The 12,468-nt window shown below is 67.3% G+C and carries 11 protein-coding genes and 1 CRISPR repeat array; of the genes, 9 read left to right on the top strand and 2 right to left on the bottom strand.

Going from position 1 to position 12,468, the window contains the following annotated elements; translation table 11 throughout:
- The first annotated feature begins 13 nt into the window (after window positions 1-13).
- From OG963_RS01565 to OG963_RS01550, 4 genes are all read left to right on the top strand, one after another.
- Window positions 14-931, top strand: a complete 918-nt coding sequence (locus OG963_RS01565; protein WP_093779090.1) for an NADP-dependent oxidoreductase — start codon at window positions 14-16, stop codon at window positions 929-931.
- A gap of 134 nt (window positions 932-1,065) precedes the next feature.
- Window positions 1,066-1,449 (top strand): MmcQ/YjbR family DNA-binding protein, encoded by a 384-nt coding sequence (locus tag OG963_RS01560; protein WP_371798202.1) that lies wholly within the window; start codon window positions 1,066-1,068, stop codon window positions 1,447-1,449.
- Between the two features lie 633 nt (window positions 1,450-2,082).
- Window positions 2,083-2,411: direct repeats of the CRISPR family, unit length 24 nt; unit sequence GGATCCACCCCCGCGTACGCGGGG.
- Window positions 2,412-2,639: 228 nt separating this feature from the next.
- Window positions 2,640-5,498 carry a CRISPR-associated endonuclease Cas3'' gene (locus tag OG963_RS01555; RefSeq protein WP_371798201.1) on the top strand — a complete coding sequence of 953 codons (2,859 nt, stop codon included), beginning with the start codon at window positions 2,640-2,642 and terminating at the stop codon, window positions 5,496-5,498.
- Window positions 5,499-6,125: 627 nt separating this feature from the next.
- The gene (locus OG963_RS01550; RefSeq protein WP_371798200.1) at window positions 6,126-6,347 is read left to right on the top strand and encodes a type I-E CRISPR-associated protein Cse1/CasA; all 222 of its coding nucleotides are present in this window, start codon (window positions 6,126-6,128) and stop codon (window positions 6,345-6,347) included.
- Here the strand turns inward: OG963_RS01550 and OG963_RS01545 are convergent.
- On the bottom strand, window positions 6,318-6,503 hold the full coding sequence (locus OG963_RS01545) for a hypothetical protein (protein ID WP_371800364.1): 186 nt from the start codon (window positions 6,501-6,503) through the stop codon (window positions 6,318-6,320). The genes OG963_RS01550 and OG963_RS01545 overlap by 30 nt on opposite strands.
- 243 nt (window positions 6,504-6,746) lie before the next feature.
- A protein-coding gene (locus tag OG963_RS01540; protein WP_371798199.1) for an IS5 family transposase occupies window positions 6,747-7,576 on the bottom strand; the annotation gives its coding sequence in 2 pieces (ribosomal slippage) (window positions 6,747-7,249 and window positions 7,249-7,576; 831 coding nt in all).
- On the opposite strand from OG963_RS01540, the gene casA reads away from it, so the two are divergent.
- The 5 genes from casA (at window position 7,563) to cas6e (ending at window position 12,450) form a co-directional block, all read left to right on the top strand.
- A complete protein-coding gene (gene casA, locus OG963_RS01535) occupies window positions 7,563-9,029 on the top strand; it encodes a type I-E CRISPR-associated protein Cse1/CasA (RefSeq protein ID WP_371800248.1) in 1,467 nt (488 codons plus the stop codon). The two genes, OG963_RS01540 and casA, sit on opposite strands and share 14 nt — an antisense overlap.
- Window positions 9,030-9,112: 83 nt before the next feature.
- Window positions 9,113-9,814, top strand: a complete 702-nt coding sequence (locus OG963_RS01530) for a type I-E CRISPR-associated protein Cse2/CasB (protein WP_319740972.1) — start codon at window positions 9,113-9,115, stop codon at window positions 9,812-9,814.
- A 1-nt stretch (window position 9,815) separates the two neighbouring features.
- Entirely contained in the window at window positions 9,816-11,009 is a 1,194-nt protein-coding gene (gene cas7e, locus OG963_RS01525; protein ID WP_319740973.1) for a type I-E CRISPR-associated protein Cas7/Cse4/CasC, read from the top strand.
- Complete coding sequence (gene cas5e / locus OG963_RS01520) at window positions 11,006-11,794, top strand: type I-E CRISPR-associated protein Cas5/CasD (protein ID WP_319740974.1); 789 nt, start codon at window positions 11,006-11,008, stop codon at window positions 11,792-11,794. The genes cas7e and cas5e overlap by 4 nt, the downstream gene beginning before the upstream one ends.
- Entirely contained in the window at window positions 11,791-12,450 is a 660-nt protein-coding gene (cas6e, locus tag OG963_RS01515) for a type I-E CRISPR-associated protein Cas6/Cse3/CasE (RefSeq protein ID WP_319740975.1), read from the top strand. Before cas5e ends, cas6e begins: the two co-directional genes overlap by 4 nt.
- Window positions 12,451-12,468: the final 18 nt, after the last annotated feature.

The following is a 12,468-nucleotide window of genomic DNA, read 5'->3' as shown; positions in this document are numbered from 1 at the left end:
AAGAGCCATTTCGATGAAAGCCATTGTGGTCACCGACCAGGCCGCGGGAACGGCCCAAATGACGCTGACGGAGCGGCCTGAGCCGCTCGCAGCGATCAACGACGTCATCGTTCAGATCCATGCATCGGGCTTCGTCCCCACAGAGATGGAGTGGCCGTCGACCTGGGCCGATCGCGCCGGCCGTGACAGGACACCGTCGATCCCCGGCCACGAGCTGGCCGGAGTGGTCACCGCCCTCGGCTACGGCACGACGGGGCTCTCGGTCGGGCAGCGGGTGTTCGGCCTCGCCGACTGGCACCGCGACGGCACCCTCGCGCAGTACGTGGCGATCGAAGCACGCAATCTCGCACCGCTGCCGGGCGACGTCGACTTCACGGTGGGCGCGTCCCTGCCGATCTCAGGTCTGACCGCGTGGCAGGGGCTGTTCCAGCACGGCCGCCTCCAGGCCGGCCAGACCGTCCTCGCCCATGGCGCAGCCGGGGCGGTCGGGACGATGGTGACCCAGCTCGCACGTGAAGCCGGTGCTTACGTCATCGGCACCGGACGCGCCGCCGACCGCGAGAAGGCGCTCGACTTCGGCGCGCACGAGTTCGTCGACCTCGAGACGGACACGCTGAAAGACGTCGGCGGCGTCGACCTGGTCTTCGATGTCATCGGTGGCGACGTTCAAAATCAGTCCGCCGCCCTGATCAAGGCCGGAGGAACATTGGTGTCCATCGTCGGGCCGGTCGAAGCCCGGCCCACTGACGGCCTGGCCATCGACTTCGTCGTCGAAGCCGATCGCGCCGAACTCGGTGAGATCGTCCAGCGGGTCCGGGACGGACGGCTGCGGACCAACATCGGTGACGTCGCGAGCCTCGACGATGCCATCGGCGCCCTCAACCCGACCACGCGACGCCGCGGGAAGACAGTCATCCGCGTCCTCCCGTAGGCAGCGGACGGCCACAGCCCGACCGGAAGGAAGGTCATGGGCCTGATCTACGCCATGGTCATCGGCCACCGGCCGGCACACATGCCCGCACCGCCACACGCCAGGCACTCGAATCGATGGAGGAGCTGATCACCTTGGACGGACACGAGCTGCAGAAGATCGCGCGCGACTGCACTGTGGAACTGCCCGGCACCGACGTGGAGCATCGTTTCGGCCCCGACTGGGAGCTCCACAAGGTGCGCGGCAAGGTCTTCATGCTCATGACCGACATGCCGGGGCGCCCCGTCGTGATCCTGAAAGCTGATCCGGACGACGCCGCAGTCCTGCGTGAGCAGTACGCAGACATCACCCCCGGATATCACATGAACAAGAAGCACTGGATCACAGCGGAAGGCGGCGACACCATCGACGAGAAGCTGCTGAAGGACCTCGTGACCGACTCCTACCGTCTCGTGGTCGGCGGGCTTCCCAAGTCCAAGCAGCCCGTGGATCCACACACCTACGACCGCCGTACCTGATCTTCGCCATGCCCATCAGCGGCAAGAAGCTCCCAGTGGTCTTGGCCGTACTGTCAGGGTCCGGGCGCAGGGACCGGTGCGACTTCGCACTTCGATGTCACCATGAGTTCTCATTCAACTGTCTTCAGTTTTAACTGGTTAGAAGGCAGATCGGATGGCATCGCGTGAGAAGGACTCGTGACATTGAATGAGAATGTCCAGTGCATTGAGGTGAGAAGTCCATAGGGATAGTGCGCCTGAACTGCGGATTCGCTGGTTTCTGCCCACGCACGTGCACACAGGAGCAGGAGGCCAGGACCGATTCCCCGGAGCGCAGGGACAGGCGCGGTCGGTGGCTATCTGGTTCGCAAGGTCGAGTCGCCTCGTAGCCTTGTGCAGGGAAGACGCTGATCTGAGGAACGTGGTCGGGAAACAGCCCCCACCTACGCGGGGCCTGCTAGCGTCCTCGATCTTCACCTCAATGTTGACGGGGTCCCCCCGCGCACGCGGGACCTACATGGCGGATGGCGGCGATGTGGGACGCGATCTTCGGGGCGGATCCACCCCGCTTATGCGGGGCCCACACGTCGTTGTTGGAGTACAACTCCCTTACGGGGCCCAACCGACAGCGTAAAGTACCGGCGCCGATCGCCAGGATCCACCCCCGCGTACGCGGGGCCCACCAGTTCTTGACCGGCCACTCCAGCGGGTCCGCGGATTCACCCCCGCGTACGCGGGGACCACGTTCGCGCGCAAAGCGTCCTCGGCAGGGTGCGGGATCCACCCCCGCGTACGCGGGGCCTACCTCCAGGCACTCGAAGAAGGCTGGGACCTCCGGGATCCACCCCCGCGTACGCGGGGCCCACATTGCGCCTCCGTCCGGGTGCTCGGCGAAGGCGGATCCACCCCCGCGTACGCGGGGCCTACCCGACGAGCTGACCGAGGCTGAACCCGCTGAGGGATCCACCCCCGCGTACGCGGGGTCTACCCTCCCTGACCTGCGTGGTTTGCGGAAGCTGGGCAGGTTTGGGCCTGGTTTCAACTGCAAGGAGATGCCAGTGGGTTGATTTTGACCAGCAGCGAGAGACCCTCGCTGTGGTCGCCGCCTGAGCGATTGTGCGGGGAGGCGCATCGTGGGGTGGACTGTAGCAGTCGGCGACCGAGTCCCCCGAAAGGCGGGGGCAGTTGAGCGTGTGGGGAGTGCTGTGGGGGTGCTGGAGGATGCACGGTTCGGCGGAATTGACGTATCGCCGTGGGGGAAGTTCGACCGGGGATTGTTGGCGGTGTATCCACTGCTATTCCATCTGTTGGATGCTGCGGCGGTCGCGGGGGAGGTGTGGGACCGGGTTCTTACGGCTGGGCAGCGCCGGCTGATTGCCGAGGGGGTGGGTGTGCGGGAGGGGGAAGCCCGTTGCCTGGTGATGTTCGTCGCCGGGCTGCATGACTTGGGGAAGCTGGCGCAGTTTCAGCAGCGGGAGTCGCATCCGTGGGCGCGGGTGAGCCTTGCTTTGCGGGCGGATACGGCTGGCTGGCAGCGGATGCCGCACGAACGGGCGTCGATGCACAGTGCGCTGCAGCTGTTGGAGGAGGCCGGTTACAACACCGACACTTCGGACAGTCCGGGGGTACGGGTGGCGCAGATTTTGGGCGGGCATCATGGCCGCTTCCTGCAGCTCGACCTCGACGGCGCGGCCAAAGCTTCCCGGGTGAATCTGGCTCTGGGTGGCCCGAAGTGGCAGAACCTGCGCCGTCGTTACTTTGCCTTGTTGCGTCATCTGACCGGCGCTCAGGTGGTGCCCTCGCGGTTGTCGGTGCCGGCCTCGGTCTTGATCACGGGGGTGGGGGTGATCGCTGACCGCTTGGCGAGCCAGCGCCATTACTGGCTGCCGAAGGCTCAAGCCCCGGCATTTGGTGCAGCGGAGCACTGGGCCCAGGTGGTCAAGGATGCCCCGCAGTTGGTGGACGAGTCCGGTCTGGCCCGCGTGGAATTGCCGCAGATGCCCTTCGCTCGTGTTCACCGCGGTGTTGATGCCCCCAACGCCCTTCAATCCTCACTGATCAGACAGCTCACGCCAGTAGCGGAGGTGAAAGGGCCAGGCATTGTGGTGGTCACCGACACTACGGGCGCGGGGAAGACAGTCACGGCCTTGGAAGCAGCAAGGATCCTCAACGCGGCCTCCGGGACGGCCGGGGTGGCCTGGCTGCTGCCGACCACCGCCACTGCGGACGCCGCTTACGAGGTCCTCGAGGCATATGTGGCCGCGCACCGCCCCGAGCGGGCGCCGGTCTCGCTCGTATATAGCCACAGCTGGCTCAACACGGCCTACAGCGATCGCCAGGTCGCCGTTCACGAGCCGTCGACGACGGACGAATTCTGGGACGAGGCGACAGGTGCTGAGGGGGCGGAGCGTCCGCAGGAACGGGTGACGGTCCCGGACGGCTGGCTGCGCGGCTGGGACCGGGCCCTACTTGCTCAGTTCACCGTCGCCACCCACGATCAGGCTCTGATGGCGGCTCTACCGGTCCGGTTCAGTGCGCTGCGGCTGCTGGCCCTGTCCGGGCGGACCGTCATTGTTGACGAGGCCCACTCCATGTCTCCGTTCATGCAGCAGCTGCTCAAGCGGCTGCTGCGCTGGCTGGGCGCCCTGGACTGTCCGGTCGTCATCCTCTCCGCCACCATGCCGGCCCGCCTCAGCAACGAGCTGGTGCACAACTATCTTGCCGGTTCAGGCCGCCCCAGCAGCAGTCTGGCCGGCCTGGACGCCGCGCCCTCCTATCCGGGTTGGCTGTTTGCCGCGGCCGCTGACGCCTCCCTCGCCCGGATGGATCCGGACGCGTGTGCCGCCCACGCCACGAGGCACCGCCGCCGAGCAGAGATCCGCCTTTACCCGGTGCGTCATCCCTCCCACACCGACCCCGACGGCACGCCTGCACGGGAGAGCCGCCTGGACCACATCGCCGCGGAGATCTCCCCCGTCGCCACGGGTGGCGGATGCGCCGCAGTGGTCTGCGCCACCGTCGCTGACGCCCAAGCGACCTACCAACACCTGCGTGACGCCCTGGCCTGGAACGCCGGGCCGGACGGTGACTTGGCGCTGCTTCACGCCCGGTTGCCCGGTCACGAGCGCGAATCTCTCACCCGGCTCGTTCGCGAGAGGCTGGGCCCCACAGGCGAACGCCCCGAACGCCTCGTTGTCGTCACCACCAGTCTGCTGGACATGAGCCTCAACATCGACGTCGACATCATGGTCAGCGACCTGGCAAGCCTCGAACGGCTCCTGCAGCGCCTGGGACGGCTGTGGCGGTTCGAGAACCTGTGGGGGCCCGACTCAGGCCGCAGACCCGCCTGGGTACGCCGGCTCAAGCGGCCCCGCCTGAGCGTCCTGCAGCCCACCGACCACGGCGGCCGCGTCGTGATGCCTGCTGCCTGGCGCACACTCGAGGCAGCCTTCCTCACACACGCCACCGCCACCTACCTGGAGCAGCAGCCGGAACACACTCTGTCCCTCACCTTGCCTGATGATATCCAGCAGATCGTTGAAACCGTCCACGGCGACGCCACGGAACTCGCCCGCACCGCCCCCGCTCTCGAAAAGCGCCACACCGCTTACATCAGCAGACGCCATGCCGAAGAACACCTGTCCGCCCTGCATCTCGTCCCCACGCCCCGGCACACCGCTTCCCTCGCCGACCTGCATCACCAGCGTCTGCATGCCCGCGAAGCCGCGACCCGCCTGGGCGCTCTGCCTCGCCGGTTGTTGCCCGTCTACCGCATGTCGGACGGCACCCTCACCCTGGACCGCGCCGGCATCCAGCAGCTGCACCTCGACCGTGCACCCACGACCCGACAGGCCAGGCGCATCCTCGAACACACCTTGCCCGTCCCCGCCGCCTGGGTCGCCGAACGCCGTCGCGAGCACCACGCGCCCGCAGCCTGGAGTACCCACGCACTGTTGGCGGACCTCGTGTTGCTTCCGCAGGACTCCGACACGAGTGCGGCAGCGCGCTTCGGCCGCCACACTCTGTACGTCGATCCGGAGCTCGGGCTGGTGGCCCACCACGACCAGTGACGGCCTCTGCTCCTGTTACTGATGCCTCCTGGCTGCCCGCTGAGGGCCAGTTTTCTGCTTCGCCGAAGAACCAACGGACGGTGGGGGAGGGGAGCAGCAGCCCGATCACAGCAGACGGAGGGAAGCCCACCGCGGATCAGGAGCCGGCGGCGACACGTCACCCGTGCGGGGCGCTGCAAGACAAGCGTCCCGCACGTGCCAACCTGACCACCCGCAGGCTGTGGGGAGGCCCGCGGCGCGGCCCGCTGGTGCTGCCACAGGGAAGAAGCTCCGGCCCTACCGCCCTGCTGCTGCCTGTCCCACTAACAGGCCGCTCATCGAATCCCGCAGAGGACCAGCCGGTAATTGAGGGCTGTACTACGTGGTCGGGAAAGCTGCTTGTCTATGGATACTATGAACACGCGGGGAGGCGCCCCATCTTGCTGGCTGCATCGTGTCTTTCCGTGCCGCTTCGCCGCTGGGCGCCGTACCCCTGGCGCTTTCAGTGCAGCACCGCGGGCAACGCCACATCTGGCCCGGTTGTATCCCTGCCCCAGGGGAAAACCCCCTTGCTTGCCTAACGGCCTGGGCGGCCTGCTGTGGACACCTTCAATGCGCCCCCACGGTTGAACATTTCTCCGCTATTTTGTGTCCGGCATCTGGAGATTGCCTGTGCCTGTCCAGCCCACGTACGCAATAGACAAAGAACCCTGCGTACCTGTTCGATTAGTCGGCGGCCGCCAAGAATCCCTCGGATTACGGGACGTCCTGATCCGCGCCCACGAGATCGAAGACCTGGCGCTGCCCGTGCCGCCAGCCGTCTCCGCGCTGCTACGCCACCTAGAGCCTGTCTCTCAGATCCGGCCGTGAGATCGTCGTGCTCATGATCGAGTCCTGGGTGATCGATGGCGGCATCACCGTGCCCGTGTTGTCCGAGATGGCGCTGCAGACCCTCCGAGCGAGGATCGCCGACGGGCTGCTTGAAACGTGGCTGACCAGCTCTTCTGGTCGGTCGTTGGCGTTCATGACCAATACCGAGCGCGCGATGGTGGTGTTGCTCGAAGGGGAGGGCGATCCCGGCGAGCACGCCGTGGACCCGGGAGCAGACGGGTCCAGCGAGGGATTCGTCCTCTCTAACGGGCAGCATGACGCTATCCGGACGAGGACACCGTGCCGCTTGAGGAAGCGTTCAGGATCGTCGACCACATCGTCAGCAAGGGGTCCTGGCCGCCGAACGCGCGCTGGGTGGTTGATCGGTGACCGAGCAGGCTAGCGCCGGATCCAGATGAGGATGGCGGCAAGGTGAAGTGCGGCCTGGTAGGCGATGGCGAGCTTGTCCGTTCGCATGGCCAGGCCGCGCCACTGCTTGAGACGGTTGATGCATCGTTCGACAGTGTTGCGTTGCTTGTATGCCTCGGCATCGAAGTGGGGCGGGCGACCTCCTTCACGGCCTCTCCGGAGACGGTGGCGGATCTGATCAGCGGGCTGCGGAATGACGGCCCGGATCCCTCGCCGGCGGAGATACCGGCGGATCGCGCGGGAAGAGTACGCACGGTCCGCAAGGATGACTGCCGGTCGGGTTCTCGGCCTCCCAAGTCCACTTCGCGGAACCCGGATCCTGGCCATGACCGCCTCGAATGCCGGCGCGTCACCAGCCTGGCCCGCAGTGACGTGGATGGCCAGAGGCCGCGCCTGGCTGTCACTGACCAAGTGCACCTTCGTGCTCAGACCACCACGGGAGCGTCCGAGCGCGTGATCTTCAGGTTCGGTCCGGTCAGGCGCCCCTTTTTTCTGGCTCCGGCCGCGTGCTGGTGAGCCCGGCAGACGGTGGAGTCCACCGATGCGGTCCAGCCCACCTCGTCACCAGCGTCTGCGACGGCAAGCACGGCAGCGAGGATCCGTTCCCAGGTGCCGTCCACCGCCCACCTGATCAGGCGTTTGTGGGCGGTCTTGAAAGAGCCGAGCTTCTCGGGGAGGTCCCGCCAGGGCGAGCAAGTGCGGTACTTCCATGCGATGGCCTCAAGAGTCCGGCGATGGTCGGCCCACCGTCGTCCACGAACCGGATCGGCCGGCATCAACGGCTCGATCCGGTCCCACATCGCATCACTGATCACCAACCGGACAGACACATCCGATCAACCGACCAACCCATCAAAGAGACACGCTCTAGTCGCCATCACCGCCAGGATCACCACCCTGGACGACCCGGACATGACTACCGGCGAATGGACAACTCACCGCCGCACCCTGCTCCAACAACCCAGCGGGTTTGACCCCTCAGCCGTCCACCGATATTTCGACCGCTACGTATGGGACCTGTTCGATACGACCCGGCCCTTCCTGCAAGACCCCCGCCTTTCCGGCCAATGCCAGGAACGCGCCGGAGTCAACAAGCTCATCTTCGGACGCCCAGCGGGCAACAATCTCGCCTGGCTCAGCCCCCACCACGACACACACCCCGAGCCAGTGCCCTGCGACCAGGCACTGTGGCACCTGCTCGTTCACCACTCCTACGGCGCGTCCGGCACCTGCTCCATGCGCACAGCGGGCGACGTCTCCAGCGGCAACGCTACAGCCGGCCCACTGCGCTCCACCATTTCGTTCCACCCCCTGGGCCGCACCCTGTACGAAACCCTGCTGGCAGGCCTGCCGCAGCCAGCCGACGACTGGCCCGAGACAGCCGACCGGTGCCCGTGGGAAGAACCGGAACTGCCCGACCCCACCGCACCGTTGCCACCAGTGACGTGGCCGGGACGACTCCTGACCGGCCGCTCACGCCACGCGATCCTCCTCGTGCCCGACCACGACGGTCGCCACGTCACCGACGCCTATCTGACCTGGGCCACCCAGCACCCCAAACTCCAAGCCCGCGACCCGTACCTCATCCATCACTTCGACCCCGACAAGCCCGTCTCACAACGCCTTACCCCACGCAAGGCGGACACCGACCGAGCCTTGTGGCGCGATCTGGACGCACTGCTCCTGGCCGGAGACGAGACCTCAGCCGTGCAGCGGCCCGCAGTCTTCTCCACTGTCAACGATCTGCCGGGCGATCTGCGTGCCCGTCTGAGGGTCCGTGTCTGCGGCTTCGACCAGGACGGTAAGACCAACAACCGCATCTGGTTCACCGCTTTGACCCCGCCGATCTGGCCCTGGGTACAGGAGAACGACCCGTCCGTGGCCAAGCGGATCGCTGAATGCCGCATTGCCGCCGACGACACCGGCAGCCGGCTGCTCAAGGTTTCCAAGGAAGCGTGGCACGAGACCGCTTTCCCACCCCGAGACACCGCCGGCGGCAAGAAGATGCCCAGACGTGTGCCCGCGTGGACGCTGCGCACGAGTGTCCAGTACTGGCCCCGTGCCGAAGCCACATTCTGGCGGCTCATCGACCAGCCCAGCCAGCCGGCGCCACCCGCATTCGCTGCGGACGCCGTCACCGCCCTGCGAGAGGTGACCCGCCCGGCGATCGCCCAGCACTTCCGAGCTGCCCACGCCGTAGCCCGGGCCGTCGCGACCCTGCACCGGGCCTCCAAACGCCGCACCACGTCCTGACCCACCCCCGGCAAAGATTCCTGCTGCCTCCTCCCGCCCAGCAGTTGCCCACGCACACTCAGCCCGAGGAAACACACCTGCTCATGCCCGCTCTCACCACCGTGCAACGCCGCGCCCACTACGACGACTTCGTGGCCCAAGTCATCGACCAGTGCACAGAAAACTCCATCCGTGCCGACCTCGCCTCAGGCCGAGGGCGCCCCTGGGCCGAGTGCGACCGGATGCAGCCCCACCTCATCCGCCTCATCGCCGGATACGGAGCCCGCCGCGCCCACTCCACCATTGCCTGCCTCATCGCAATGCAGCGCCGTCTTACCGACGACAGCCCCTACCCGCCGGAGTCTGCCTCCGACGACCCTTCTGCGGACGCGGACGGCACAGCACGGCCCTCGTCAACCGCTGTCGACACCGCAACCGCCGCCCCGACGCACGAGGGTGCACCACCAGGCAACCCAGCAGCGAAAGAGGCGACCCCAGGGCTGCTCTGGCGCAAGCGGCCCAACCTCGGCGCCAGTCTGGCGATCGCCGTTGTCCGGCACGGCTTCGACGAAGAACGGATGACCGAACGCCTCAAAGCCCTCACCAAACTGCCCAGCGAGCTGCTGCACCCACGGCTGTGGTCCCTCGCGAGCTACCTGCGCAACCAGGGTGCCGCACGTCTCGACTTCGCTGTCCTCCTGGAAGACCTGGCCTGGTGGGACAACGACCAGCCAGAGATCGCCACCCGCTGGCGCGAGTCCTACTTCCCCACAATCGACCACCTCCGCCTTTCCGAGGAGCACTGACATGACTACCTACTCTCCCGCCCGCTATATCGACCTGCACGCCCTGCACCCGATGCCCGCCTCCGTGCTCAACCGAGGAGAGGACAACGAACCCAAGACACTGCTGCTGGGAGGAGCAGTTCGCGCCATGGTCTCCTCCCACGCCCTCAAACGCCCCATCCGCCTGGCCCTGGAACAAGAGCTCGACGAGCACGCCGCCCGCACCCGCATGCTGCCCCTGCGCGTCGCCGACGCCCTGCGCGCGACCGGGTGGCCCGAGGACCTGGCCGCCTTCGCCGGCGCCCAGGTCGTACGCTCCGCCAACCGGGAAGGACTCAAGACCGAGGACACCCAAAACGGCATCACCTCGGCCATGCTCTACCTGCCGCGCGACGTCCTCGACGACCTGACCGCACTGTGCCTCAAGTACCGCGCTGACCTCGAGGAAGCGCACGCAGAGGCCGTAGCCGACGCCGCACGCCCCAAAACCAAAGGCGCCCGCAAGAGCAAACCCGCAGCCGTCCTGCCCACCGGCGACGTTGCCGCACTGATCAAGAGGCGTACTGCCACCATCAACCTCTTCGGCCGGATGCTCGCAGAAATCCCCGGCGCGCAGGTCGACGGCGCCGCACAGATCGCACCGGCCTTCTCCGTGCACCAAAGTGGCCTGCAGCCAGACTTCTTCACAGCGGTCGAGGACTGGGGCGGCGAAGGCGACTCCAGCGGAGCCCACCTGCAGACCGCGTTCTTCACCACCGGCACCCTCTACCGGTACGCGACCGTCAACCTCACCGAACTCATCCGCAACCTCGACGGAGACCAGGCCCAGGCCCACAACCTGCTGGCCCTGTTCACCGAGGCGTTCATGATGACCCTGCCGCCGGCGAAGAAGACCTCCACCGCCCCCCACACCGTGCCGCACCTGGTGCACTACGCCGTACGCGACCGGCGACCCGTCTCCTACGCAGCCGCCTTCGAACAACCCGTCAAAGCAGCCCCCACAGGCGGCTACACCGCCCCCGCCGTACAGACGCTGTCCGAACACGCAGGTGCCCTCAACCGGCTGCTCGGCACCCGCCGCCGCGTCGCCCACGGCTACGCCACCGCCCAGAACACCCCCATCGACCACCTCGGCACCCGGCACGACTCCTTCGACGAACTGATCGACGCCCTCACCACGGCCGCCGCCCCCTCCACCTCGGCGATGAGCGCATGAATGGGCTCCTGCTACGCCTGTCCGCCCCACTCATGTCATTCGGCGAACACGCAGCCTTCCGCTACCGCGACACCGCACCCTTTCCCACCCGCTCCGCCCTGATCGGCATGTTCGCCGCCGCCGACGGACGCTCCCGCGAAGACGCCCTGACACCGAACCCCAAGACCGGGGCAACACCGTACGCCGACCTCGTCCTCACCATCCGCGCCGACCGCCCGGGCACCCGCCACACCGACTTCCACACCGCAGGCGGCGGACGCCCCAGCAGACAAGGGCTGCGAACCAGCAGCGGCAGCTACCGCCCCCAGAAGGCATCCACTCACATCAGCCACCGCGTCTACCTCGCCGACGCCGTCTTCACCGCCGCCGTCCAAGGCCCCGACGCACTGATCCAACAGATCGCCGACCGTCTCGAACACCCCGCCTTCGCCCCCTACCTCGGCCGCCGCTCCTGCATCCCCAACGAACCCCTGATCCTGAGCCCCTTCACCGCCGACCCCATCCAAGAACTACTGCGCAACGTGCCTCTCAGCCTGCCCGCCCCACCCCCCACCGGCCAGGACACCGTGCCCGTCGACTTCCTGTGGGAAGCCCCACCCCCGCACGTACCCGCAGCCGAATCCCACCACGAACTCGCCGACGACCCAGTCGACTTCACCGCAACCAGCCGAAGACACCGCACCCGACAGGTATGGCGCACCACCGAACAACTCCCAGCCGCCCTCTACGCCACCAAGCAACCGCTCCATGCCCTTACCGCCTACATCCTGCAGGACACCACATGACCCCCACCGCCACGGCGACGCTGACACGCATCCGCCTCAACCGCCGCAGCACAACCGTCCGCCGCGACCTCGCCGACGCCACCCAGCTCCACAAGACCGTCATGCGCCTGGCCCCCGACCACCTCGGCGACAGCCCCCGCCAGAAAGCCGGCCTCCTCTTCCGCCTGGAGCCCGCCACCGACCACACCCCGCCCACCCTGCTGATCCAGTCCCACCACATGCCCGACCTCACCCGCCTGCCCGACACCTACGGCACCGCCGAAACCCGCAACCTCGCACCCATGTTCCACGCCCTGACACCAGGACAACGCGTCCGCTATCGCATCACCGCGAACGCCAGCGCCAGCCGCCTCGCCCCCGAAGACCGCCACCCCGGATCAAAGAAACGCGGCACCGTCACCCCCCTACACGGAGAACAAGCCCTCACCTGGTGGCACCGCCGCGCCACAGCCGCAGGCCTCACCGTCATCACCGCCGACGCCACCCCCATCCGCTTCCCCCGCCGCAGCAAAGAACCAGGCCCCCTCCATGCCCTGACCCGCTTCGACGGCACCGCCGTCGTCAGCGACCCCGAAGAGCTCAGCCACGCGGTCCTGCACGGCATCGGCCGCGGCAAGCCCTACGGCGCCGGACTCCTCTCCCTCGCCCCCGCCTGACCCCACCCCTGCCAGCCC

Origin of the sequence: Streptomyces sp. NBC_01707 (genome assembly GCF_041438805.1) — a bacterium.
In the GTDB taxonomy this organism is placed as follows: Bacteria; Actinomycetota; Actinomycetes; order Streptomycetales; family Streptomycetaceae; genus Streptomyces.
The sequence above is the reverse complement of the archived record's forward strand: the minus strand, read 5'-3'. Positions and strand labels throughout refer to the sequence as shown.

Coding starts and splice junctions, on each gene's coding strand:
- OG963_RS01565 (WP_093779090.1), top strand. CDS start 14: ATGAAAGCCATTGTGGTCACCGACCAGGCCGCGGGAACGGCCCAAATG.
- OG963_RS01545 (WP_371800364.1), bottom strand. CDS start 6,503: ATGAACGCCAACGACCGACCAGAAGAGCTGGTCAGCCACGTTTCAAGC.
- OG963_RS01530 (WP_319740972.1), top strand. CDS start 9,113: ATGCCCGCTCTCACCACCGTGCAACGCCGCGCCCACTACGACGACTTC.
- cas7e (WP_319740973.1), top strand. CDS start 9,816: ATGACTACCTACTCTCCCGCCCGCTATATCGACCTGCACGCCCTGCAC.
- cas5e (WP_319740974.1), top strand. CDS start 11,006: ATGAATGGGCTCCTGCTACGCCTGTCCGCCCCACTCATGTCATTCGGC.
- cas6e (WP_319740975.1), top strand. CDS start 11,791: ATGACCCCCACCGCCACGGCGACGCTGACACGCATCCGCCTCAACCGC.